Genomic DNA, 23,756 nt, shown 5'->3' on the forward strand with positions numbered 1-23,756 from the left:
AAGGATGAAGCAATATTGCTTCATCCTTTTTCTGTTTTTCATTCACATAGTTAACTAACTTCCAAATGTCGTTTCTCTGATACCTCTTCGTTCTTACTATGAAAATAAACCCAAATGCACGCAATAAATAATAGTGATGATGTAGAGAAGAAAACATATTGGAAGCCTGCATGAGCTGCAATTTGTCCACCAAGTACTGGCCCAATCATATTTCCTAAAAACTGAAACGATTGATTATATCCAAATATTCGTCCCGTTACATGGGTTGGCGTATGTTGTTTTAGTAGAGTTTGTACGGAAGGTAATAGTCCTGCTTGTGCAATACCTAATAAAAAGCGAAGAATTAATAGTTGCCAAGCTGAGGTTACAAATGCTTGCGGAATAAAAATAATTCCTGCAGCAAACAACGCTACAACTAACGTTTTTTGAGGTCCAATATGATCTGATAATCTTCCTAGCTTAGGAGCTGCTAAAATAACTGCTAATCCTGTCGCAGACATGACTGCACCTGCAAGCATTTCAATATGATCTGTTCCTGGTCCTGCCAAATGCTTTACGTACAACGTAATAATAGGTTGAATCGACATATTTGCAAGCTGAATAATAAACGTTGCTACAAATAAACTTATTATTAAATGTTTTGCAGGGACCATCGTCCATACTTTTTTCGGCTGTGCCTTTTTTTCTTTAGCAGAATGTTTCTCCTCATGTAAGAAGAAAAAGACGATAAGAAAGGAAAGGAATAAGAAAGCTCCTGTAACTAGAAAAACATGGCGCATTCCAATTAACTCTGACAAATAACCTCCGAGTATCGGCCCAAGTAATGAACCGCTCACGCCTCCAGTTGAAATTGTAGAAATTGCCCAACCTGAATGTTCTTGCGGAGTTTCTGCAGCAATAAGTGTCATCGCTGTAGAAAGGAAACCTGATACCGATCCCATTAAAAACCGAAGTGCGACTAATTGATACACATCTGTCACAAACCCCATAAGCGTCATAATTATCGCCATACCAAGGCTAGCACGTATAAGCATCAATTTCCGTCCATGTATATCACCGAGCTTTCCCCATATCGGTGATACAATCGCACCCATTAAAAATGTTACACCAAATGCAAGTCCCGACCACTGTGCAATACTAGAAGTGCCAGTCACTCCTAATTCCTCAATATAAAAAGATAAAAAAGGAATTACTAAACTCATACCGGCTGCAGTGGTAAAACAACCTAGCCAACAAATCATTAAATTTCGTTTCCAGCTGGCCATTTTCACACCTTCTTTCATTAGATACCCATTCTACACCGTTTCCTGGAAAAAGTTTAGTAATTTGATTTATACATAATAAAACTCTATCCCTTTGCATTCTTTGCAAAGGGATAGAGTTAATTATCTCCTATGGGTATTAAACGTGCATTACAGCACCTCTCATAAAACTCAATCGGACCTGCTTGTCCTATAATTGCATAATCATATCCGCTTTTCTTCATGTTATATAAACAATGATTCAATAACGTCTTCCCAACACCGTTCACACGATTATGTTTCGCTGTACCCATCGGGCCAAACAACCCTTTTTTTCCTCTCACAACATCGTAACAAGCGAAACCAATGATTGCTCCTTCCTGCTCAGCAATAAAAATAGGCAACTCCTCTTTATATGTCCGAAATCCATAATCTAAAGATTTTAACCAACGTTCACCAAATTCATCCTTAACAAAACGTGCCAACTTTTCAAAATCAGAAAAGACAGCTCTTCTAACATTAAAATTTAAATTATTATAAATAGGATTAAATCTTTTTAAATCAACGGTTAAGTCTCTTGACTCAGATGTAATACTCAGCAGCTCTTTTTGCACGTTTTTACTTATAACCTTTTCAATAACTGTATCAACTTGAAACAGTGCATATAAAACATGCCCTTCATTTATTAATACTTGCTGAAAACGGTCCATCCGTTTCTTTGCTACTTGTAAAACTTCTATCGTCTTATTTGAAACTTTAAACTCCCCAACATTTATGTATTCTATTTCATTTGCATAATATTGTTGGAGTAACGATATCTTTGCTAAAAAATCCATACCCACCGTGTGAAATAAATACATATGTAACTCCGCGCAAACTCCAGTACCTTCCTTACAAGCTCCTATAAATAGATGAACTGGATGGATAATACCTTTACTACACTCAGCCTCTTCTGCTGCAATCTCCAATATTTTATATGCACGTTTTGTAAATTGGAATTCCATCATCTATATCCCTTCCCCTAATGACTTATTATCAAACCATAACCGTATATAATAGAAACAATTACTCCAACCATTAATATGCCTGGAAGTAAATTTGCCACTTTAATTTTAATAAATCCAAGTAAGTTTAATCCGATTGCGAATATCATAATACCGCCAGTAGCCGTCATTTCCACTATAAATTGATTCATTAATTCTTTTGGAACAAAACTATTAATTTGTGTTGCAAAAACTGCAATACCTCCCTCATATAAAATCACTGGAATCGCTGAAAATACTACGCCAATTCCTAGAGTTGTCGTTAATATAATAGAAATGAATCCATCGATAATCGCCTTTGTAAATAAAATATCATGATTTCCGCGAATCCCACTGTCCAATGCACCAAGTATCCCCATCGCTCCGATTGCAAAAATAAGCGTGGCTGTTACAAAGCCTTCTGATATGCTCCCTTTCCCTTTCGATCCAACTTTATTTTCTAGCCAATCCCCTAACAGTTTTAACCTTTCTTCTAATTGTAGCCATTCTCCGATTACCGTACCAATAACTAAACTTAGTATGACAACAAGAAAATTTCCACTTTTTAATGCCATTTGAAGTCCAAGTACAGTAACCGCTAAACCAATTGCATGCATAATTGTTCCCTTCATACTTTCTGGAATTGCACTAAATAATTTACCAAGTAAAGTACCAAATATAATACAAATCCCATTTACAACTGCTCCTAATATAACCATTTCTCATTCTTCACCCTTCGAATTCTTTATTTCTATATTTTGGTTTATACATTGATTTACAGGTTACCTATATGTTAACGTAATATTGCGAATATTAACAAACGTTTTTCACTACATAACCCGCTATTTTTTTGTAACTATGCAAAGACCGATTGCCTTTAGTAGATTCATTGTTAATCTAATTGCGGGATAAACTCAAAAGGGAAGGTATTTATGAAAACTTTACTAAAACGATTTCTGTTAATAGCCTTTTTCATTACACCAATTGTTTTATTAATCAACTACTCTTTTATTTCAAAAGCGAAAGACAAACCTGATATGCAAAACAAATCTAGTAAAACAGCTTCAAAAAGCGAAAAGAAAACCGAAGACCCTGAAATCACACTCACCTTCTCTGGTGATACAATGTTCGATTGGCAATTACGTCCCGTAATCGAAAAAAATGGGGCTGATTATCCATTCCAACACGTAAAAGAAGAAATAACGAAAGCTGATATTTCTTTTGTTAATTTAGAGTCAGCATTTACAACGAGAGAAAAAAAAGTACCTGGGCAACAATTTTGGATTAAAAGTGATCCATCCACACTACAAGCCATTAAAAACACCGGATATGACATCGTGAACATTGGCAATAACCATACGCTTGATTATGGGCAAGATGGACTACTAGACACCATTTCTCACGTCGAAAAATTAAAACTACCTTACACTGGAGCCGGAAAAAATGCTGAAGATGCTTATACTGCTCGTGAACTAACTGTAAAAGGAAAAAAGTTTAAATTTCTTTCCTTTGTACGCTTTATGCCTAACTTTAATTGGGTAGCTGGTGACAATAAACCTGGCGTTGCAAACGGATATGACCTAGATCTTGTAACAAAAACGATTCAAGAGCAAAAGAAAGATGCTGATTATGTAATCGTCTATATGCATTGGGGCGTCGAAAAATCTAATCGCCCAATAGAATACCAGAAACAATATGTTCCGAAAATGGTAGAGGCGGGTGCTGATGCAATCGTTGGAAGTCACCCGCATTGGTTACAAGGATTTGAGTATTACAATAAAGTTCCTATCGCATACTCGTTAGGAAACTTTTTATTCCCGAATTATGTAAATGGAAAGAGTGCCGAAACAGGCGTATTAACTTTAACCTTTAAAGGTAAGGATGTCCAAATGTCATTCAATCCTTACATCATTCGCAACAACCAAGTTTCTCCTGTAAATGAAGAAGAAAAGAAAAAAGCACTGCAATATTTACAAACGGTTTCAACTGATGTAGAAATTGATGATACTGGGAAAATAATAAACAAACGCAACTAAACAGCACGAGATTCATTTCTCTGTAACATACATTACGGGATAGGTGATGAATATGCTGAAAAACTTATTAGAAAATATAAGTCTGTTAGAAAACGTGTATAAAATATCTATAGCGATCCTGCTTTTATGTTCATTTTTTTCTGTTAGACTTCTAAGAAAAGTAAAGCGAGAGAGAAAACTTACTCCCTTTGAATTTACAATGTATGTAATCATTCGTATTGCAATACTTTTTTGGTTAACTAGCTTTATCCTTCTTGAATATGGAGCTTATTTCGTTTAACTTTCAAAGAATAAAAAAGATAGGACAAGCAGGATTTCCCTCCCCTTGTATCTATCTTTTTTATTTCAATTAGAATTGTATGTTAACTCTTTTCTTTTATTAAATAAGTAAATCAAACAGCACAGGATTTTTATTAAGCTCCACGAATTGAATGTTATTTTCTTGAAAACGAGTAATTAAAGCTTCATAGTCTTCCTTATGCTTTAATTCTACCCCCACTAAAGCTGGACCATTTTCTTTATTATGTTTCTTAATATACTCAAAGCGAGTAATATCATCTTCCGGTCCTAATCCTTTATCAAGAAACTCTCGTAGTGCTCCTGAACGTTGCGGAAATTCAATGATGAAATAGTGCTTTAATCCTTCATGAATAAGGGATCGTTCTTTCATTTCTTGCATTCTATCAATATCATTATTCCCACCACTTAACGTGCATACAACTGTTTTTCCCTTTATTTCATCTCTGTATAGATCAAGTGCCGCAATAGAAAGCGCACCAGCTGGCTCTGCTACAATCGCATTTTTCTTATACAGTTCTAAAATCGTTGTACAAACCTTTCCCTCCGGTACTAAAACAATGTCATCAATTACATCTTTACACGTTTCAAAAGTTAACTTTCCTACCTTCTTAACAGCTGCTCCATCAACAAAACTATCAATCTTTTCTAATGCAACATTTTCATTTTGAAGAAAAGCTTCTTTCATAGATGCAGCTCCCATCGGTTCTACACCGATTACCTTTGTAGTAGGACTAACCCCCTTTACATATGTACCAATACCAGATGCTAATCCACCACCGCCAATTGCTGTAAATATATAATCAACTGGTTTCTCCATATCATGCATAATTTCAACAGCGACTGTTCCTTGACCAGCAACGACATACGGATCATCAAACGGATGTACAAATGTCATCCTATTTTCTACACAATAGCGCTGCGCCTCTTGGAAAGAACTATCAAATGTATCACCAACTAATACAATGTCTGCGAAATCACCACCGAAAAATTCAACTTGTGATACTTTTTGCTTAGGTGTCGTTGTCGGCATGAAAATTTTTGACGGAATCTTCAATAAATTACACGTATAAGCAACTCCTTGTGCATGATTACCAGCACTTGCACAAACAACACCATTTTGTAACTTTTCTTTCGGTAAACTTTGAATTAAATTATACGCACCACGAATTTTGAAAGAACGAATAACTTGTAAATCTTCTCGCTTAACATATACGTCACATTCATATTTCTCAGATAAAACTGAATCTCGTTGTAACGGTGTTTTAATAACGATATCTTTCATGCAATTATGAGCCATTAAGATATCTTCAATTTTCACTCTCTCCTTTACATTTTGCACCATTTTATATCATCCTTATCTCTTTTTATATTGGCTCAATCAAAATTCGGGATTTTCAGAACTGCACCTGTATTCGCCGATGTTACCATTTGTGCATATCGTCCAAGCCACCCAGTTTTCACTTTTGGTTCTGGTCGTTTCCACCCTTTTTTACGCTTCTCTAATTCCTCATCACTAACTCTCACTTCTAACAAGCGTTCCTCAACATCAATACATACAATATCTCCTTGTTCAAGAAGTGCAATCGTTCCGCCAGCTGCTGCTTCTGGTGAAATGTGCCCTACCGAAATACCACGTGAAGCACCAGAGAAGCGACCATCAGTTAAAAGTGCAACATCTGCTCCTAATCCCATACCAGCAATTGCTGATGTTGGTGCTAACATTTCCGGCATACCAGGTCCGCCTCTTGGTCCTTCATAGCGAATAACAACTACATCTCCTTTCTTAACTTTCCCAAGCATAATGCCGGCAAGCGCCTCATCTTGTGAATTAAAAATAACGCAAGGTCCTTCAAATCGTTTTACTTCTGTTGCTCCGCTTTTAATAACCGCTCCGTCTTTCGCAAGGTTTCCTTTTAATATACGTAATCCTCCTTCTTCACTATGAGGATTTTCTAGAGAATGAATAACTTCCTTATCTTGAATCTCTGCATGAGCAATGTTTTCTCTTAATGTTTGCCCAGTAGCAGTTATACGATCAAGGTGAAGTACCCCTTCTTTTCGGCTCATCTCTTTCAAAATTGCACTAATCCCGCCTGCGCGATCGATATCTTCCATATGCCAATTAGAAGCTGGACTTACTTTACATAAATGCGGTACACGCCTTGAAACTGCATCAATGCGGTTCATATCGTAATCTAACCCCGCCTCTTGTGCTAGTGCTAACGTGTGTAATACTGTATTCGTTGATCCACCCATCGCCATATCAAGTGCAAACGCATCATCAATTGCTTCTTCTGTTACAATGTCGCGTGGTTTAATATCTCTTTCAATTAAAATTTTTAATTTTTCTGCTGCTTGTTTAATTAACTCCTCACGTCTTGGATCAATCGCTAAAATACTCCCGTTACCAGGAAGAGCTAAACCTAACACTTCACATAAACAGTTCATAGAGTTCGCTGTAAACATACCGGAACAAGAACCACAAGATGGACAGCCATGATCTTCAATATCCTTTAATTCTTCTTCTGAAATTTTCCCAGATTGATAGGCTCCTACCCCTTCAAAAACAGAACTTAAATCGACAACTTCCCCTTTAGATGTTTTCCCCGCTGCCATCGGACCACCTGAAACGAAAACAGTTGGAATGTTTATTCGAAGTGCAGCCATCATCATACCTGGTGTAATTTTGTCACAGTTTGGAATACAAATCATTCCATCAAACCAGTGTGCATTTACAACCGTTTCTACTGAATCTGCAATGATTTCACGACTCGGAAGCGAATAACGCATACCGATATGACCCATCGCAATACCGTCATCTACTCCAATTGTATTAAATTCAAATGGCACCATGCCTGCCGCACGAACGGCTTCTTTTACAAGTTTCCCAAACTCGTTCAAGTGCTTATGCCCTGGAATAATTTCAATAAAAGAATTACAAATCGCAATAAACGGTTTATCAAAATCCTCATCTTTCAAACCAGTTGCTTTTAATAAACTACGATGTGGCGCTTTATCAAAACCTTTTTTTATCATGTCACTTCTCATCTTGTCAAATCCCCTCTTACGTATTTTTCACTTATATTCTCTCAATCTATTTCTTTACTAACGTTTTCTTTTCTGGTTCCTTAATCCAGCTCATCATTTCACGAAGCTCTGCTCCTACTTTTTCTAGCTGATGATTTTGTTCTGCTTTTTTCATCGCATTATACGTTGGACGCCCTGCTTGATTTTCTAAAATCCATTTCTTCGCAAATTCACCTTGCTGAATTTCTGCAAGAACACGTTTCATTTCCTTCTTCGTTTCATCTGTAACAATTCTCGATCCTGTTACATAATCTCCAAACTCTGCCGTATCTGAAATAGAATGGCGCATATTCGTTAATCCGCCTTCATACATTAAATCAACAATTAACTTTAATTCATGTAAACATTCAAAGTATGCAATTTCAGGACGATATCCACCTTCCGTTAACGTTTCAAAACCAGCTTTCACAAGTGCTGTTACTCCTCCGCAAAGCACTGCTTGCTCACCGAATAAGTCTGTTTCTGTTTCTTCTTGGAATGTCGTTTCAATTACACCTGCACGTGTACAACCTACACCTTTTGCATACGCTAATGCTACATGTAGTGCTGTTCCCGTTGCGTCTTGATGCACTGCGACTAATGCCGGAACACCATTTCCTTCTTGGAAGACACGGCGAACGAGATGACCTGGACTCTTCGGCGCGACCATCGCTACATCTACGTAACTTGGCGGATTAATTTGCCCGAAGTGAATATTAAATCCATGTGAGAAAAGTAACATTTGTCCTTCACGAAGATTCTCTTCTACTTCTGTTTTATATACATACGCTTGCTGTTCATCCGGCAATAACATTTGTACAACTTGTGCGGTTCGAACCGCTTCTGAAACGGACATTACTTCAAACCCCTCTGCTTTTGCTACTTCATATGATTTACCAGGACGAACACCAACTACAACTTCCACACCAGAATCTCGTAAGTTTTGTGCTTGAGCATGACCTTGAGATCCATATCCAACTACCGCAACTGTCTTCCCTTTTAATAGCTCTAAATTTGCATCTTTCTCATAATAAGTTTTCATATTCCATACACTCCTTATAATTTATTTACTTGCAGTACATTGATTAATTTTTTCAACTGACTGACAAGTAACGTTGCTTCATTTTCAGTACAAACTGCTGTTAGTTTCATATCAGAAACACCACTTGTATCTCTTTCGTTTAAATTTAAAGAAGAAATATAATAACCACGCCGAGCAAAAATTCCGCTTATACGTAATAAGACGCTCGGATCGTTATGAATAACTAATGAAAAAGTATGACTCATTCTTCCCACCTCTTCATAATCATTTCGTTATTCCCTTTGTTTGGCGGAACCATTGGAAAGACGTTCTCACCTTCTTCTACACAAAAGTCAACTACGACAGGACCTTCATGAGAAAACGCTTCTAACATTACCTTTTTCGCCTCAAACGAATTTGTTGCTCTTAGCCCTTTTACACCATAAGCTTCTGCTACTTTCACAAAATCTGGTGACCCAATTCTCGATTCCGACAAACGGTTTTCATAAAACATTTCTTGCCATTGCCTTACCATTCCTAAAAATTTGTTGTTTATAATGAATACTTTGACAGGAATATTATTTTCAGCAATTGTTTGCAGCTCTTGAATGTTCATTTGAAAAGAAGCATCACCAGCAATACAGATGACAAGTTCTTCTTCTTTTGCAAGCTGAGCGCCAATTGCTGCTGGAAAACCAAATCCCATCGTCCCTAATCCCCCTGATGTTAGAAAAGTCCGTGGTTTTCTCGCTTTATAAAAGTGAGCAGCCCACATTTGATGCTGTCCTACCTCTGTCGTGACAATCGCTTCACCATTCGTTAATTCACTTACTAAGTTGATAACATGCTGTGGTTTTAACTCAAATTCTTTTTGCTTATATGAAAGTGGATATTCTTCTTGCCACTTCTTCACTTTCTGAAGCCATTCATCTGTTTGTGTATAAATAGACATATGTAACAGCATATGTAGCGCCTTTTTCACATCACCAACAATCGGATGCTCTACAGTTACATTTTTATGGAACTCAGAAGGATCAATATCAATATGTACTTTTTTCGAATGCGGAGAAAAAAGTTCTAATTTCCCTGTTACACGATCATCGAAACGAACACCTAACGCCAGTAATAAGTCACATTCTGTTACTGCCATATTTGCAGCGTACGTTCCATGCATACCGAGCATTCCTAAAAACAACGGATCTCCCGGCGGATATGCCCCCAGTCCCATTAAAGTTGAAACGACTGGAATACGATTCTCCCTCGCAAACTTGATGAGTTCTTCAGATCCGCCTGAATGAATGACGCCTCCCCCGATATAAAGGAGTGGGCGTTTTGCTTTTGAAATTGATTTTGCTACCTCTCTCAGTTTCAAACTGTCTGGAAAAGGTTCTGGTTTATATCCTAGAATCTCCACTTCTTCATTAAAGAAACTTGTTACATTTGCATTTTGAACATCTTTTGGAATATCAATTAATACCGGTCCCGGTCGCCCGCTTTCGGCGATGTAAAAAGCTTCTTGCACAGTTCGTGATAAATGATTTACATCACGAACTTGGTAATTATGCTTCGTAACAGGTACTGTAATTCCGACAACATCCGCTTCTTGAAATCCGTCTTTACCAATTAAAGGCGTTGCAACTTGCCCTGTAATGACAACTAAAGGAATCGAATCCATATAAGCATCTGCTAAACCCGTAACTAAATTCGTCGCCCCTGGGCCAGAGGTAGCAAAGACTACCCCAACCTTTCCCGAAGCTCTCGCATATCCTTCTGCCGCATGAATGGCAGCTTGTTCATGACGAGTTAACACGTGCTTTAAACCACTTTCGTATAACGCATCGTATATTGTTAAAATCGCGCCGCCCGGATAACCGAAAACAGTCGTTACACCTAATTTCTTCAAACATTGAATAACGTGTCCAGCACCTGTAGCTTCTTCACTCTGCAGTTCATCATATGCTGTATACTGTTCCTCCATTTCAATTAACTCCTCTCCCTATTTACGCTAAACTTTCCGCCAATCCTGGAACACGTACTCCTCTTTCTCTCGTTAATTTTTTAAATTCTTCGGTTAATCTTTTTGTTACATCTCCTGGTTTTCCATCTCCAATTTCTCTTGAATCTACTTTCACTACAGGAATTAGTTCCGCTGCAGTTCCTGTTAAAAGCACTTCATCTGCTACATATACGTCATGGCGAGTAAACGGCCTTTCCTCACACGGAATATTAAGTCGCTCACATAACTCAATCACACTATTTCTCGTAATACCTTCTAGCGCCCCTAAGTACGAAGGAGGTGTTAACACTTTTCCATCTTTCACAATGAAAACATTATCTCCAGATCCTTCACAAACATATCCTTGTTGGTTGAGCATAAGTGCCTCAAGTACGCCTGCTTGTGCGGCTTCAATTTTCACAAGTACGTTATTTAAATAGTTCATTGACTTAATACGTGGGTCTAATGCATCTGGTGTATTACGTCTTGATGCAACAGATACAACGCTTAGTCCATTATCATAAAATTCCTGCGGGAATAACTTTAATTGCTCTGCAATAATAATTACGCTCGGTTTCACACAACTTCTCGGATCGAGTCCTAAGTCACCTTTTCCTCTTGAAACAATTAATCGAATGTAGGCATCCGCGTATTCATTTTTTTGCAATGTTTGTAAAACTGCTTCTTCCATTTCGTCAACCGCCATTGGAATTGTAAGTAAAATAGATTTCGCCGATTCATATAATCGTTTCACATGTTCTTTTAAACAAAATACATTTCCTCCGTAACTACGAATCCCTTCAAATACACCGTCCCCGTATAAAAAGCCGTGATCATATACTGAAACAACTGCCTTTTCTTTTTCTACAAATTCCCCATTCATATAAATGTACTGGTTTCCCATCTCACATCTCTCCTCTTTTTTCTCTCTATTTTTGCAACCTATTTCTATATCGATTGCTGAGATGAGTATTTTTAACAGAATATTCAGTATACTAACCTTAAAAATATACTCGTCTCAACAATCGATTACTTACACACTTGTAGCAATCCATTGCTGAGACGAGAGACTCGTGGTACCACTCAGCTTCCTTACACTTCTCACGAAATATAAGCTCTGCAAGTCCAATTAGACTTTTGTTTTTCTATCGGAAACAACTCCGCTACTTTTTACTAACTTCAAAAGCAGTGCTCCGAGGTGATTTTCAATGATTCAATTGTTACCACCCTCACAGCCTTTGGGCGGCTCTCTGAAACAATCTTTATCATTTACTCTCCTCTTCCTCGCATTCTTTTATTCTATTTTTTAAAATAAAAACTCTCGCCTCAGCAATCAACTACTACAAATTAGTAGCTTTGATTGCTGAGGCGAGAGTTTCGCGTTACCACTCAGCTTCCTTATACTTCTCACGAAATATAAGCTTCATAGGTCCAATCAGACCTCCGTCCTTTTACCGGAGACGATGCCGCCGCCCTCTACTCAGTTTCCCTTTCGCAAGCGATGCTCCGAGGTGATCTTCAATGATTCGATTGCTACTACTCTCACAGCCTAGGAGTAGCTCTCTGAAACGACCATAATCATCTACTTTCCTCTTCTTTGCATATACAACATATAAAGTTAGAAAATTCTTAATTAACTTTTATTTGTTACACGTATTATAGGACGCGGTTCTTTCCATTGTCAACATGTTTTTAGAAAAACATTAAAATTCATTCTATTTACCAGAAATATATTTATTTTTTCTCAAAACAAAATCGGAATGAACTTCTTACACATACTCATATATTACTTAAGTATGTTCGCATTACTACATAAAGAAAAACAACTTAAAAACATATACAATTTATGAGGAGATGAGAAAACTATGTTAAAAGGTAAAATAGCATTAGTTACAGGAGCAAGCCGAGGAATTGGACGTGCTATCGCAAAACGGTTAGCAAACGACGGTGCATTAGTTGCTGTTCATTATGGAAATCGAAAAGAAGATGCTGAAGAAACTGTTCATGAAATTCAATCAAATGGCGGATCAGCTTTTTCTATCGGTGCAAATCTTGAATCTTTACACGGTGTAGATAACCTGTATATTTCTCTAGATAACGAACTACAAAAAAGAACTGGTGGAACACAATTTGATATTTTAATAAACAACGCTGGAATCGGTCCTGGTGCTTTTATTGAAGAAACGACTGAACAATTTTTTGATAGAATGGTTTCAGTAAATGCAAAAGCACCATTCTTTATCATTCAACAAGCACTACCACGTTTACGTGATAATAGCCGAATTATTAATATTTCATCAGCTGCCACCCGCATTTCTTTGCCTGATTTCGTTGCATATAGTATGACGAAAGGTGCAATTAACACGATGACTTTCACGCTTGCAAAACAACTCGGAGCACGAGGAATAACAGTAAATGCAATACTTCCAGGCTTTATTAAAACAGATATGAATGCAGAACTATTGAGCGACCCAATGATGAAACAGTACGCTACTACTATTTCCGCCTTCAATCGCTTAGGTGAAGTAGAAGATATTGCCGATACCGCTGCTTTTCTTGCCTCTCCAGACAGCCGCTGGGTTACTGGACAATTAATTGATGTGAGCGGAGGATCTTGTTTATAAAAAACATATATTTTCAAATCTTTTTTATTGCGCAATAAAAAAATTTATATAATACTATATAAAACATATACATTTAGGAGGATTACAGCAATGTCCGAAAAAACATACGAACTCGCAACCTTCGCAGGTGGTTGCTTTTGGTGCATGGTAAAACCATTTGATGAACTTCCTGGTATTCATAAAGTACTTTCTGGCTATGCAGGTGGTCATATAGAAAATCCAACATATGAACAAGTAAAAGCTGGAACATCTGGCCATTTAGAAGTCGTTCAAATTACATTCGATCCTTCTATTTTCCCGTATCAAAAATTACTAGATTTATATTGGCCACAAATCGATCCGACTGATGATGGCGGACAATTTTTTGACCGTGGTCCCTCTTACCGCACAGCAATTTTTTATCATAATGAAACACAAAAAGAGCTTGCAGAAAAATCAAAGCAAACTCTAGCAGAAAGCGGTATGTTTAAAGATCCAATCGTGACTGAAATTCGCCCGGCTGCACCTTTTTATGAGGCCGAAGAATACCATCAACATTTCTATAAAAAGAATCCAGAGAAATATGCTACTGAGCAAAAAGAATCTGGCCGTGAAGACTTTATAAAAGAAAATTGGCAAAAAAAATAATAAAAACGCATCGTGCTTTTTTTCAAAGTGCGATGCGTTTTTATCTTTGAAAAAAGTACCATACAATTAAAAGAACAACCGCTGTTAATGTCCAAAGTACTATCTCGTTTTTTACTCTATTCTTTTTATTAGTCATTTCATCTCCTCCTAATAGCAATACAACTTATTCAACATTTCCTCTGTTTAATTGTCCACCTTATATACGTGAATACATCCTTACAAATTCTTATAACAAGACCACCGATGATTCCGATTGCAATTGAAATTACTAACGTCTGTCCAAAACTAAAAGATTTTGTATATGTTATGTAGAAAACAATACACACAAGTAAAATATCTGGTAAAGAAAATAAAAGCTTTTTATACAATTCTTCACCTCTCCTATGCTTTATTTATAAATCATATCCTCTACTGTAGTTTTAAAAAATTCCATTTAGACACTCATTTTACGGAAAAAGAATAAGAACCTCTTTTAAAAAGGGATTCTTATCTACATATCCTATTCCATAATTACTCCTAAACTAGAATAATATTACTAGTGATTTATTATAAATTAACTATTTACCAGGCAATCGGATGCTGCGCCAACTACCTACATCGCATTGACCGTATGTATTATCACCTACTGCTACCACCGTGCCATCTAATTTAAGTCCAACCGTATGCGCACAACCAGCCGCTATCGCTACAATATCACGCCAATCACTTACATTACATTGGCCATACTCATTCCAACCTACTGCCGCCACAGTACCATCTGATTTCAGAGCAATTGTATGATTACTACCTGCCGCTATCGCCACAATATCGCGCCAATCGCTTACATCACATTGCCCCCGTTTATTATTACCCACTGCCGTCACCATACCGTCAGATGTAATACCAACTGTATGAAGATATCCCGCCGCTATCGCCACAATATCACGCCAGCTACTTACATTGCATTGGCCATATCGATTATTACCCACAGTCGTCACCGTTCCGTCCAATTTAAGACCGACTGTATGCCAGTCACCCACCGCGACCGCCACAATATCACGCCAGCTACTTATATTACATTCTCCTTCTTTATTTCGGCCCACTGCTATCACCGTGCCATCCGGTTTAAGGCCAATGGTACGGCGCCACCCCGCCGCAACCGATACAATATTATGCCAATCATTTACATCACATTGGTCATGATTATTCCAACCCACTGCAACCGCAGTACTGTCACATTTAAGACCGATTGTATGAGCATTACCCGTGTTCGTCGCCATATGAACATTGCCCGCTGCGACCGATACAATATCACGCCAGCCACTTACATTGCATTCTCCTTCTTTATTTCGGCCCACTGCTACCACCGTGCCATCCGATTTAAGAGCAACGGTATGACCACGACCCGCTGCTATCGTATTTTTAGGCCACCTTTTCACTTTTAACACCTCTTCTTTCGGTGAAATGTAATTCATGTTTTACCTCCTTGCATATAAGCAACTGTATCCAAATAGATATTTTCATCAAATTTCATTATAAATGAACTAACTTTTTTATAAATCTACATCTCCAAAAGAACCTATTACTTCTTCTTCAAAAAATAAAAACCTCCAGTTTAAATACTAGAGGTCTTCTATTTTTATTTCTTTAGTCTCTCAATAAAATCCTGTAACTTATCAAGCGATTTCATATTATGATTACAAGCTACACCATCTTTGCAAATATAGTTTCCCTTTCTAACGAAAGTTCCTGGTACATCACCTTTAATTTCAACTAAAAACATTCCTACTTCTTCATGCCCATGACATAATGAACAAATGCTTTTTTTATTTAAACTTTGAAATGTTCCTTGCAGACCAACAAACTTATTTTTATCATTTTTCGCTATAATAAATTTCCTGCTCGATCCCTTGTCAATCCAGCTTAAATAAGTTAATTCTTTCATATCCAGTTCTTCCATATCAGGAAGTTTTAACTTTTTCGCCTTAGGAAATAATTTCTTTAACGTTTGTGCTGTAACTTCCTGAAACGGAATTACATACGGATTTATTTTCATTAAAAACGATTCTGCATCTTCTCTATTTTGAACTGTTAATACCGTATCAATTAACTCTTTCTGTTCATCCGTTAAATTCTCAAATACATGTATTATCTTTTCAATCGCAAGTGATTTTAACGCTTGAATTACACCTCTATCATTTGCCGTTGCATGCCCATTTGCTAAAATATAAGCTTGTGACTTTATAAAATTATATTGATCACTTCTAATAAAAACTTCCATCTTTATCACTCCATACAAATTGTTGATCTAATTTTATTGTATACAATGATTCAGCTTTTTGATATGTAAAAGATAACTTAGAAATGAACATTACATACTCTGACTATGTTCTACCGAGGCATTTCCTGACAAAAGAAACCATCATCTGTTTTCCATTCTGCATATAATACATCTTCAAATTTAGTAATCCCTTTTTGCTTTATTTGTTTATAAAGCCATCCTTCATCAAAACCTGCTTCCCTCAAATTATCTTTCACTACTTTTCCATCACTAATTAATGAAATCGGTAAGTATACAGGTTTATGTTTTAAACTTAAATCATTTATAGTAGGAGATTCATATTTGCTTTTCTTCAGAACACTTATGTTTCCATTAGGTTCCAAAATCATATATTCAACTTCTCGGATTGAAAATATATCTTTTTGTTGTCTTAGCATTTGTTGTAGTTGATTAATATCCAAATGATTTGAACTTAGTTGTTCCCGGTCAATATATCCATTACGGATAATGATTGACGGAGAGCCTTCAAAAAAACTTCTCGTCCCCCTAAATTTTTGCGTTATCACTTCTATTGTATAAATTAACACTACCCATACAAGTACTGCATATAAAATAGACCATACTTTTATTTCCGGATCATATATAGTATTTCCTACTAATTCTCCGAGAACTATGGCAGAAATAAAATCAAATGGCGTTAACTGAGATATTTGTGTCTTCCCTAATATTTTAGTAGCAATCAATAGCACAAAAAAACCAAAAAATAGTTCTATCGTTATTTGTCCTAGATGATTCATATATGCTCACCTTTCTGCTTTTCACTCAAATGCTCTATATTCTATTTAGTAAAAAGCCGGCACATTTTTTCTATTATCTTGCCCATTCATATCCAATAGATACAAAACAAAAAGAGTCTAGTTCAATTTAATAATTGAACTAGACTCTTTTATTTTCATTTAGAATACACAATCTTTTTAATCGTTTCTCCGGAAAGAAAATGCTCCTCCGCAAGTTGATGAATGGAAATTCCACTTTTAAACGCTTCTTTAATAGCTTTGTTTCTTTCATCTAGTTGTTTTCTTCCTCCAGATTGTGTACCCCATTTATAATGTTTTGTTTCTTGTTTTGGAATGTAAATTGTTTCACCTTGTATATACTTTTGAATTTCAGCAATTAAACTTTCTGGTAAAACCGTCGCAGCTTTAACGTATTTCATTTCTGCTCGCCCCTTATTTTTTATGGTTCATTTCAATAAGGTGCAAAGCCAAATATAAAAAATGATACGAGCTCATTTAGGCGATTGTATATTACTTGTCTACCCCACGCAAAGTATCGCCATTTCCATACTTGGCTTTGCATGAGACGTTGCAGTGTCTGGCAATTGAATTATAATCGCCATATAAACACCTCCTAATATACCTTTTGCATTTTATTATATGATAAATTTCTTCCCCTTGCATCCACATCCTTTTTAAAGCACGAAGTTACTTAGTTTGATATAATACTTTTTAGTCCAATCCAAAAGTATAGTGAGGTTGCGTTATGAAAAAGAATATAATCATTACAATCGTTACATTATTCATTATTACTGTAGCATTATTCGGAACATACAAATTGATGAACACAAGAAGTTTTCAATTGTTTGGAGGTTTAACAAACCGAGTAGAAACAAATGAAAAAGTGATTGCTTTAACTTTTGATGATGGTCCTACTAACAATGTAAAACAAATATTACCGCTACTAGATCGATACAATGCAAAAGCTACTTTCTTTTTAATCGGAAATGAACTAGAGAAAAACCTATCGTTAGGAGAAGATATCGTACAATCTGGACACCAAATTGGAAACCATACATACTCTCATAACAGAATGGTTTTCAAAACGCCTTCTTTTATTAAAAAAGAAATAGAAAAAACGAACTCGATAATCCGTCAAACAGGATATACAGATGGAATTGATTTTAGACCACCTAACGGTAAAAAGCTAATTGGTCTGCCCTATTATTTAAATAAAAACAATATCGAAACAATCACATGGGACCTTGAACCTGATACTTTTTATACATCTACAGCTGATAAAATTGAATATGTTAGTAAAAATGTAAAACCAGGTTCTATCATTTTATTGCACCCTATGTACGATGAATCTAATGAAAATCTGCAAACTATTGAAGGTATTTTAGACTCTTTATCTAAAAAGGGCTATCAATTCGTGACAGTAAACGAATTGCAAAAAAAAGCAAAATAAAAAGGTAGCGTATCATATCTCGATACGCTACCTTTCTTTTATATAATTCCAAGCACATTTAGGAATACGATAATAATCGCAATTGGTGCAATATAGCGAAGTAAGAATAACCATAATACGAATAGTTTATAGCCTTTATTTTTACTTACACCAAGCTCTTTCATTAATACATCTTTCTTCATTTTCAACGGAACAAAGATGGAAACTAATAAAACACCAAGCGGCATTAATATGTTACTAACCGCATAGTCTGCTAAATCAAAAATTGTTTTCCCAAATGGTTTCACATCACTTAACAAACCGAATGATAAGGCTGATGGAACCCCTACAACAAAGATTAACAAGCCAACAATTAATGCCATTTTTTCACGTTTCCCTTTACTTTTACCTTTAGTTGTTAAAGACGCAACACTAATTTCTAACATCGAAATTGCTGATGTAATAGTAGCAAAGAAGAATAGTAATAAGAAAACAATAAAGAATAACTTCCCGAACGCCATTTTACTGAAAATAGCTGGCAGTACGATAAATAATAGCCCTGGTCCTTGAGATGGTTCCATCCCAAATGCGAACACTACTGGGAAAATTGCAAGCCCTGCAAGTAATGTAATCACAAGCGTTAAAGCTACGATAGAAAATGCTGAACGTGGTAAGCTTTCTTCTTTCGGTAAGTACGAACTATACGTTACCATAACGGCTACCCCGACAGATAACGAAAAGAACGATTGCCCCATTGCATATAAAATGATTTCTGATGTTACGTTTGAGAAATCAGGTTGTAAGAAGAATCGAACTCCTTCTCCGGCACCATCTAACGTAAGTGCACGAACAATTAATACAAAGAATAAAACGAATAATGCTGGCATGAAATATTTATTTACTTTTTCAACACCATTTTGTACACCTTTACTTACGATAAAAATAGTAATAAGGATGAATAATAGCTGTGATCCAACTGCTAAATACGGATTGGAAATGATTTCACCAAACGTAGCTTCGTATGCTCCATTTCCTTCCCATAGTCTACCTGTAATTGCATTCCATAAGTATAATATAATCCATCCTCCTACAACACTGTAGAAAGAAAGTAATATGAAACAAGTTACAATCCCTAATTTACCTAACCAAGGCCATAGTGTTTTTGGTGCGATTTCGCTATACGCATCAACAGCCTCTTTTTGTGTACTTCTTCCGATAACGAATTCAGCTAATAATAGCGGTAAACCAATTAATAATGTGAAACCGATGAAAATAAGGAAGAACGCGCCGCCTCCTCCAATTCCGGCCATATACGGGAACTTCCAAATCGCTCCAAGACCAATCGCTGAACCTGCTGCAGCTAATACGAAACCTAATTTCGATGTCCATTGCTGTGAATTCATTTGTTAATCTCCTCTCTTTATCTTTTTCTGTTTTACAATCCAGTATTTATATTGTTCTATCCATACTCTTTTCTAATACGTTCACTTCCTCCCTAATAATAAAAAACGCCCCTACGTAAATACGTAGGGACGACAAAAATATCGCGGTACCACCCTAGTTATGAAGATACACCAAAGTTAGGACCTAAATAAAAAACGTCCCTACGCAAATACGTAGGGACGATAAAATATCGCGGTACCACCCTAGTTATGAAGCCACACCAAAGTTAGGACCTAAATAAAAAACGTCCCTACGTAAATACGTAGGGACGATAAATATCGCGGTACCACCCTAGTTGTGAAACAATCTTCACCACTTTATTTGATAACGGTATAAACTACCGTCTTTCATTTCCTCAAAACATGAGATTTATGAAAGATGCTCCAGGACGAACTTCATGAATAATCTATATACTGATTCACACCAACCATCAGCTCTCTGAAATAGGGAGATATTCACTACTGTACCCTTTCATTGCCCAAATATTATTTTCCGAATTGATTACTATCATTTTTATCATACATTAAAAATAGTGTCAACTTATATTTTGAAATTTTATGCATTACATTCTATTTAAAAATTCAAAATATGACTTTTGTATGAATAGTATTAGAACATTTATGGTTTATACTGTATTAACTTCTCTAGCAGGTTTATAGTAGTATACGATAAATGCAAGACAGCACGAGTAGGAGGAAAGAATTTTGTCTACTTCAAAAGTTTTAAAAGGTACCGCTTTATTAAGTGGTGCAACAATGATTTCACGAATTTTAGGTTTTATATACTTTTTCCCCTTTCAATTATTAGTTGGAACGCAAGGGGTCGCTTTATATGGATACGCATACTCTTGGTACGGTATTTTATTAAGCTTTTCAACAGCTGGTATTCCTATTGCCGTCTCAAAATTTGTTGCAAAACATAATGCACTTGGTGATTATAGTACAAGTAAAAAATTGTATAACTCGAGCGTAAAATTAATGATGTTTATGGGCTTTTTAGGATTTTTAACTTTATTTATTGGAGCACCGTACATATCACAATTTATTATTCGCTCGAAAACACCAGATCCACAATTTATCGCAGACGTAACACTTACAATGCGAGCATTAAGCTTCGCGCTTATTATCGTACCAGCTATGAGTGTTACACGTGGTTATTTCCAAGGTTTTCAACATATGAAACCAAGTGCTGTTTCTCAAGTCGTAGAACAAATCGCACGTGTCGTTTTCATTTTAGTTGGTAGTTTTATCGTCTCAAAACTATTAGGAGGTTCAGTAGCTTCTTCTGTGGCAGTTGCTACATTTGGTGCTGTTATCGGGGCACTTGCAAGCGTCTCTATTTTAATGATGTACTGGAAAAAATATAATGGATTAAAACCTCCTGAAGGTGAGCTGAAAACGAGATCATCAAACATTCCGTTAAGAAGTATTTATATGGAATTACTACGTTATGCAATTCCAATTGTATTTGTAGGCATTGCAATCCCGCTCTATACGTTAGTAGATCAATATACCGTAGCTGATGTCCTTAGAGCGATGGGAGAACCTTTAGAAACCGCGAATGCAGTTTTCGCTTATATAACGAACTATGCCCAAAAGTTAATTATGATTCCGGCTTCACTTGCAACTGGATTCTCATTAACAATTATTCCGGCTATAACGAAATCATTTACAAGCGGGAAGCTAGATGAATTACAAGGACAAATTTCAAAGATATTTCAAGTGTTGTTATTCTTCACTATCCCAGCCGCATTCGGTCTTGCTAGTATCGCTTACGATGCATTCCGCATGGTTTATGTAAATCCTGAAATTGCACTTGGTGGATCACAATATTTAATTTCATTTGCACCTTCTGCTGTATTAAGTGCAATTTTCACAGTTTCAGCCGCTATATTACAAGGAATTGATTATCAAAGAAAAACAATGATTGCATTCTCAGCCGGTATTCTCGTTAAAATTGTGGTGAACACACCGCTCTTACATTTATTCGGTGGACATGGTGCTGTACTTGGAACAATTCTTGGATATCTCGTTTCAAATATTATTATGTTATACTGCATCGTTAAGTTTGCGAAATTTAAAATTGGCGAAACAGCAAAAACAGTATTTCTAATTACGATTTACTCCGCAGCAATGTCTGCTGTTGTAATTGTATTAAGAGCAATTATAAGCTGGATTATTCCTGGACAATCTTATATAGAATCACTGATCATTGTGTTTATATGCGCATCAGCAGGAGGACTTGTTTATCTTTTATTCGTATTAACGAGTGGACTTGCTTCGCATATTCTCGGTGATAGGATTCGACGATTGCCTGTATTAGGAAAGTTAGTAAAGTAAAAAAACAAGAGATGTAACGCGTTGTTACATCTCTTGTTTTTTTACTTCGCATATTGAATACGCTTTTGTTGTTCAGCGATATTTAACTCCGGAGCATATTGTTCTACTAAATGTAATACCTCTTCAAGTAGCACTTCTAACTCCTGTACACTATACTCCGGTTTCCCTATCAACGTATTCGCCATACGCTCATATAAATTTTCAGGTTTAATACTCATTCGTCCCACATTATATGGCATCCATTTAAACGCAGGATGGTGCACGTACATTCTATTCAAACCGAATAAAACACCGAATAAATGCCTTTGTACTTCACAAATAACATCATAAAGCATAAGCCAGTCTTTTCGTTTTAAAAGCGCCTCTCGATTATGCCAACGATTGCTTAACCAAAGGTTTTCTGAAATCATCCTTTTCGCCAGTTCTTCTGGAAATGCTTCAACTCTATCTTTTAGAGCATGTACTTTTACTTCTCCATACAAACTCACACCATCATGAACCGATGATACAATACATTGTTTCTCATAATTTATATCATACTGCTCTATAACTTCTGAAATAATTTTTTCTACTGTCAATGTTAAAAAGTTACTAATCTCTAGTTTAATTCCTTCTTTCGTCAAATACGTTTCCGACCATTCTTCGTCCTCGTAAGGATGATATGACAAAATCGTTCCACCAATATTATTAATTGGACCTAGACGCTCTTCATCCTCTGGTGGTTCTGACCATAAAATATGTAATTCAATATCTGAATGTTCATCTTCTAACTTTCTCGCTACAGATCCTGCTAAAATAATAGCTTCGACTTTCTGGTTTTGCCTATAAATCTCCGACATCTCTATCGCTTTCTCTTTTAATCCCATTGCATTTCCCCCTAAAACTGCAGTACTCCCCTTACTTTTCATTTATCTATTTCGATATTAAACATTATATTACCTTTTCAAATTTCAACTAAATCATATTTCTACCCAATAACGCTGAACAATTTCGCCAGAATTAGAAGAAACTACTTCATTTTCTAGCACACCGCCAACCTTTTGAATCGTTTTAGCCGAACCAATATTAGCTTTATCACAAGTTATTAGCACTTTCTTCAACCCTAACTTTTGCGCTTCACTTAATGCAAGTTTCAATTGTTTTGTCGCGTAACCTAGGCGACGTTTATTCGGATGGATACTATAACCGATATGACCGCTTTCCAGCAATAATTCTGGATTTAATCGATGTCTAATATTCACAAAACCGATAAGTTCTCCTTTTTCAAAACTTAAAAACTGACTAGATGGCACTCGATTTGCTTGTAAGTTTCCTCCTACTTCTTGTATACTCACTTTTTCAAACCATTCATCTAGTGAATCAAAATTTTGTAAAGAGCTACTGCCGTGTGGTTGTTCTCCTGCATGTAAAAATGCCTGCCTATACTCCATAATTTGTTCGCTATATTCGTATGTTGGTTTCAATAGCTTCATTGTCATTCTCCCCACTCACCCATTATCTATTTTTCTAAAAGAAACACCTTAATAGCGGATTTTCATCCTTACTATTAAGGTGT

Annotated in this window: 23 protein-coding genes and 3 other annotated features; of the genes, 6 read left to right on the top strand and 17 right to left on the bottom strand. The window is 36.3% G+C overall.

The window, feature by feature from the left end:
• Positions 1 to 50 precede the first annotated feature (50 nt).
• The 3 genes from MKX66_RS10605 to MKX66_RS10615 all read right to left on the bottom strand — a co-directional run bounded on the left by MKX66_RS10605 (position 51) and on the right by MKX66_RS10615 (position 2,982).
• Positions 51 to 1,265 (bottom strand): multidrug efflux MFS transporter, encoded by a 1,215-nt coding sequence (locus tag MKX66_RS10605; protein ID WP_002086285.1) that lies wholly within the window; start codon positions 1,263 to 1,265, stop codon positions 51 to 53.
• Positions 1,266 to 1,381: 116 nt separating this feature from the next.
• Positions 1,382 to 2,248, bottom strand: a complete 867-nt coding sequence (locus MKX66_RS10610) for a GNAT family N-acetyltransferase (RefSeq protein WP_341086102.1) — start codon at positions 2,246 to 2,248, stop codon at positions 1,382 to 1,384.
• Positions 2,249 to 2,262: 14 nt separating this feature from the next.
• A complete protein-coding gene (locus MKX66_RS10615; protein WP_050000214.1) occupies positions 2,263 to 2,982 on the bottom strand; it encodes a DUF554 domain-containing protein in 720 nt (239 codons plus the stop codon).
• A 213-nt stretch (positions 2,983 to 3,195) separates the two neighbouring features.
• On the opposite strand from MKX66_RS10615, the gene MKX66_RS10620 reads away from it, so the two are divergent.
• Complete coding sequence (locus MKX66_RS10620) at positions 3,196 to 4,299, top strand: CapA family protein (RefSeq protein WP_002126792.1); 1,104 nt, start codon at positions 3,196 to 3,198, stop codon at positions 4,297 to 4,299.
• Between the two features lie 52 nt (positions 4,300 to 4,351).
• The gene (locus MKX66_RS10625; RefSeq protein WP_085310409.1) at positions 4,352 to 4,579 is read left to right on the top strand and encodes a hypothetical protein; all 228 of its coding nucleotides are present in this window, start codon (positions 4,352 to 4,354) and stop codon (positions 4,577 to 4,579) included.
• Positions 4,580 to 4,678: 99 nt separating this feature from the next.
• Here MKX66_RS10625 and ilvA read toward each other — a convergent pair whose 3' ends face one another.
• The 6 genes from ilvA to ilvE are packed head-to-tail and all read right to left on the bottom strand — an operon-like array spanning position 4,679 to position 11,586.
• Positions 4,679 to 5,941: a threonine ammonia-lyase IlvA gene (ilvA, locus tag MKX66_RS10630; protein ID WP_002012149.1), complete on the bottom strand. Its 1,263-nt coding sequence runs from the start codon at positions 5,939 to 5,941 to the stop codon at positions 4,679 to 4,681.
• 32 nt (positions 5,942 to 5,973) lie between these two features.
• Complete coding sequence (gene ilvD / locus MKX66_RS10635; protein WP_002012150.1) at positions 5,974 to 7,647, bottom strand: dihydroxy-acid dehydratase; 1,674 nt, start codon at positions 7,645 to 7,647, stop codon at positions 5,974 to 5,976.
• 46 nt (positions 7,648 to 7,693) lie between these two features.
• Entirely contained in the window at positions 7,694 to 8,707 is a 1,014-nt protein-coding gene (gene ilvC / locus MKX66_RS10640; RefSeq protein ID WP_341086109.1) for a ketol-acid reductoisomerase, read from the bottom strand.
• Between the two features lie 14 nt (positions 8,708 to 8,721).
• Complete coding sequence (locus MKX66_RS10645; RefSeq protein ID WP_002165980.1) at positions 8,722 to 8,952, bottom strand: ACT domain-containing protein; 231 nt, start codon at positions 8,950 to 8,952, stop codon at positions 8,722 to 8,724.
• A complete protein-coding gene (gene ilvB / locus MKX66_RS10650; RefSeq protein WP_326996438.1) occupies positions 8,949 to 10,664 on the bottom strand; it encodes an acetolactate synthase large subunit in 1,716 nt (571 codons plus the stop codon). The genes MKX66_RS10645 and ilvB overlap by 4 nt, the downstream gene beginning before the upstream one ends.
• Positions 10,665 to 10,686: 22 nt before the next feature.
• Positions 10,687 to 11,586: a branched-chain-amino-acid transaminase gene (gene ilvE / locus MKX66_RS10655; protein WP_215591135.1), complete on the bottom strand. Its 900-nt coding sequence runs from the start codon at positions 11,584 to 11,586 to the stop codon at positions 10,687 to 10,689.
• A gap of 151 nt (positions 11,587 to 11,737) precedes the next feature.
• Positions 11,738 to 11,976 (bottom strand) — a binding site (T-box leader).
• A gap of 67 nt (positions 11,977 to 12,043) precedes the next feature.
• Positions 12,044 to 12,289 (bottom strand) — a binding site (T-box leader).
• A 258-nt stretch (positions 12,290 to 12,547) separates the two neighbouring features.
• Between ilvE and MKX66_RS10660 the strand changes: the two genes are divergently transcribed.
• Both MKX66_RS10660 and msrA read left to right on the top strand, forming a co-directional pair.
• Positions 12,548 to 13,306 carry an SDR family oxidoreductase gene (locus tag MKX66_RS10660; RefSeq protein WP_000911713.1) on the top strand — a complete coding sequence of 253 codons (759 nt, stop codon included), beginning with the start codon at positions 12,548 to 12,550 and terminating at the stop codon, positions 13,304 to 13,306.
• Between the two features lie 90 nt (positions 13,307 to 13,396).
• The gene (gene msrA, locus MKX66_RS10665) at positions 13,397 to 13,933 is read left to right on the top strand and encodes a peptide-methionine (S)-S-oxide reductase MsrA (RefSeq protein ID WP_341086114.1); all 537 of its coding nucleotides are present in this window, start codon (positions 13,397 to 13,399) and stop codon (positions 13,931 to 13,933) included.
• A 167-nt stretch (positions 13,934 to 14,100) separates the two neighbouring features.
• On the opposite strand, the gene MKX66_RS10670 is transcribed toward msrA, so the two are convergent.
• The 5 genes from MKX66_RS10670 to MKX66_RS10690 all read right to left on the bottom strand — a co-directional run bounded on the left by MKX66_RS10670 (position 14,101) and on the right by MKX66_RS10690 (position 17,409).
• Entirely contained in the window at positions 14,101 to 14,301 is a 201-nt protein-coding gene (locus MKX66_RS10670) for a hypothetical protein (protein ID WP_002012157.1), read from the bottom strand.
• A gap of 189 nt (positions 14,302 to 14,490) precedes the next feature.
• Complete coding sequence (locus MKX66_RS10675) at positions 14,491 to 15,387, bottom strand: RCC1 domain-containing protein (RefSeq protein ID WP_001106807.1); 897 nt, start codon at positions 15,385 to 15,387, stop codon at positions 14,491 to 14,493.
• 164 nt (positions 15,388 to 15,551) lie between these two features.
• Complete coding sequence (locus MKX66_RS10680) at positions 15,552 to 16,193, bottom strand: FusB/FusC family EF-G-binding protein (RefSeq protein ID WP_341086117.1); 642 nt, start codon at positions 16,191 to 16,193, stop codon at positions 15,552 to 15,554.
• Between the two features lie 110 nt (positions 16,194 to 16,303).
• The gene (locus MKX66_RS10685; protein WP_002126773.1) at positions 16,304 to 16,990 is read right to left on the bottom strand and encodes a DUF421 domain-containing protein; all 687 of its coding nucleotides are present in this window, start codon (positions 16,988 to 16,990) and stop codon (positions 16,304 to 16,306) included.
• A gap of 155 nt (positions 16,991 to 17,145) precedes the next feature.
• Positions 17,146 to 17,409 carry a CD3324 family protein gene (locus tag MKX66_RS10690; protein ID WP_002012161.1) on the bottom strand — a complete coding sequence of 88 codons (264 nt, stop codon included), beginning with the start codon at positions 17,407 to 17,409 and terminating at the stop codon, positions 17,146 to 17,148.
• Positions 17,410 to 17,735: 326 nt separating this feature from the next.
• On the opposite strand from MKX66_RS10690, the gene MKX66_RS10695 reads away from it, so the two are divergent.
• Positions 17,736 to 18,440, top strand: a complete 705-nt coding sequence (locus tag MKX66_RS10695) for a polysaccharide deacetylase family protein (protein WP_341086118.1) — start codon at positions 17,736 to 17,738, stop codon at positions 18,438 to 18,440.
• 38 nt (positions 18,441 to 18,478) lie between these two features.
• Here the strand turns inward: MKX66_RS10695 and MKX66_RS10700 are convergent, their stop codons facing one another.
• Positions 18,479 to 19,822, bottom strand: coding sequence for a sodium-dependent transporter (locus tag MKX66_RS10700; protein ID WP_326996435.1), 1,344 nt, complete (start codon positions 19,820 to 19,822; stop codon positions 18,479 to 18,481).
• A gap of 301 nt (positions 19,823 to 20,123) precedes the next feature.
• Positions 20,124 to 20,346, bottom strand: a binding site (T-box leader).
• A gap of 220 nt (positions 20,347 to 20,566) precedes the next feature.
• On the opposite strand from MKX66_RS10700, the gene MKX66_RS10705 reads away from it, so the two are divergent.
• Positions 20,567 to 22,201, top strand: a complete 1,635-nt coding sequence (locus MKX66_RS10705; protein ID WP_002031219.1) for a putative polysaccharide biosynthesis protein — start codon at positions 20,567 to 20,569, stop codon at positions 22,199 to 22,201.
• Between the two features lie 41 nt (positions 22,202 to 22,242).
• Here the strand turns inward: MKX66_RS10705 and MKX66_RS10710 are convergent, their stop codons facing one another.
• Together MKX66_RS10710 and MKX66_RS10715 are read right to left on the bottom strand one after the other, a co-directional pair.
• Positions 22,243 to 23,067, bottom strand: coding sequence for a DUF4037 domain-containing protein (locus tag MKX66_RS10710; RefSeq protein WP_131245868.1), 825 nt, complete (start codon positions 23,065 to 23,067; stop codon positions 22,243 to 22,245).
• 93 nt (positions 23,068 to 23,160) lie between these two features.
• Entirely contained in the window at positions 23,161 to 23,673 is a 513-nt protein-coding gene (locus MKX66_RS10715; RefSeq protein WP_341086123.1) for a GNAT family N-acetyltransferase, read from the bottom strand.
• Between the last annotated feature and the right edge of the window lie 83 nt (positions 23,674 to 23,756).

The organism is Bacillus sp. FSL R9-9530, assembly GCF_038008145.1.
GTDB lineage: Bacteria > Bacillota > Bacilli > Bacillales > Bacillaceae_G > Bacillus_A > Bacillus_A mycoides.

Bases quoted from the DNA above. Each gene is read 5' to 3' on its own strand.
- MKX66_RS10605 (WP_002086285.1), bottom strand. From the start codon at position 1,265: ATGGCCAGCTGGAAACGAAATTTAATGATTTGTTGGCTAGGTTGTTTT.
- MKX66_RS10610 (WP_341086102.1), bottom strand. From the start codon at position 2,248: ATGATGGAATTCCAATTTACAAAACGTGCATATAAAATATTGGAGATT.
- MKX66_RS10615 (WP_050000214.1), bottom strand. From the start codon at position 2,982: ATGGTTATATTAGGAGCAGTTGTAAATGGGATTTGTATTATATTTGGT.
- MKX66_RS10620 (WP_002126792.1), top strand. From the start codon at position 3,196: ATGAAAACTTTACTAAAACGATTTCTGTTAATAGCCTTTTTCATTACA.
- MKX66_RS10625 (WP_085310409.1), top strand. From the start codon at position 4,352: ATGCTGAAAAACTTATTAGAAAATATAAGTCTGTTAGAAAACGTGTAT.
- ilvA (WP_002012149.1), bottom strand. From the start codon at position 5,941: ATGGTGCAAAATGTAAAGGAGAGAGTGAAAATTGAAGATATCTTAATG.
- ilvD (WP_002012150.1), bottom strand. From the start codon at position 7,647: ATGAGAAGTGACATGATAAAAAAAGGTTTTGATAAAGCGCCACATCGT.
- ilvC (WP_341086109.1), bottom strand. From the start codon at position 8,707: ATGAAAACTTATTATGAGAAAGATGCAAATTTAGAGCTATTAAAAGGG.
- MKX66_RS10645 (WP_002165980.1), bottom strand. From the start codon at position 8,952: ATGAGTCATACTTTTTCATTAGTTATTCATAACGATCCGAGCGTCTTA.
- ilvB (WP_326996438.1), bottom strand. From the start codon at position 10,664: ATGGAGGAACAGTATACAGCATATGATGAACTGCAGAGTGAAGAAGCT.
- ilvE (WP_215591135.1), bottom strand. From the start codon at position 11,586: ATGGGAAACCAGTACATTTATATGAATGGGGAATTTGTAGAAAAAGAA.
- MKX66_RS10660 (WP_000911713.1), top strand. From the start codon at position 12,548: ATGTTAAAAGGTAAAATAGCATTAGTTACAGGAGCAAGCCGAGGAATT.
- msrA (WP_341086114.1), top strand. From the start codon at position 13,397: ATGTCCGAAAAAACATACGAACTCGCAACCTTCGCAGGTGGTTGCTTT.
- MKX66_RS10675 (WP_001106807.1), bottom strand. From the start codon at position 15,387: ATGAATTACATTTCACCGAAAGAAGAGGTGTTAAAAGTGAAAAGGTGG.
- MKX66_RS10680 (WP_341086117.1), bottom strand. From the start codon at position 16,193: ATGGAAGTTTTTATTAGAAGTGATCAATATAATTTTATAAAGTCACAA.
- MKX66_RS10685 (WP_002126773.1), bottom strand. From the start codon at position 16,990: ATGAATCATCTAGGACAAATAACGATAGAACTATTTTTTGGTTTTTTT.
- MKX66_RS10690 (WP_002012161.1), bottom strand. From the start codon at position 17,409: ATGAAATACGTTAAAGCTGCGACGGTTTTACCAGAAAGTTTAATTGCT.
- MKX66_RS10695 (WP_341086118.1), top strand. From the start codon at position 17,736: ATGAAAAAGAATATAATCATTACAATCGTTACATTATTCATTATTACT.
- MKX66_RS10700 (WP_326996435.1), bottom strand. From the start codon at position 19,822: ATGAATTCACAGCAATGGACATCGAAATTAGGTTTCGTATTAGCTGCA.
- MKX66_RS10710 (WP_131245868.1), bottom strand. From the start codon at position 23,067: ATGGGATTAAAAGAGAAAGCGATAGAGATGTCGGAGATTTATAGGCAA.
- MKX66_RS10715 (WP_341086123.1), bottom strand. From the start codon at position 23,673: ATGAAGCTATTGAAACCAACATACGAATATAGCGAACAAATTATGGAG.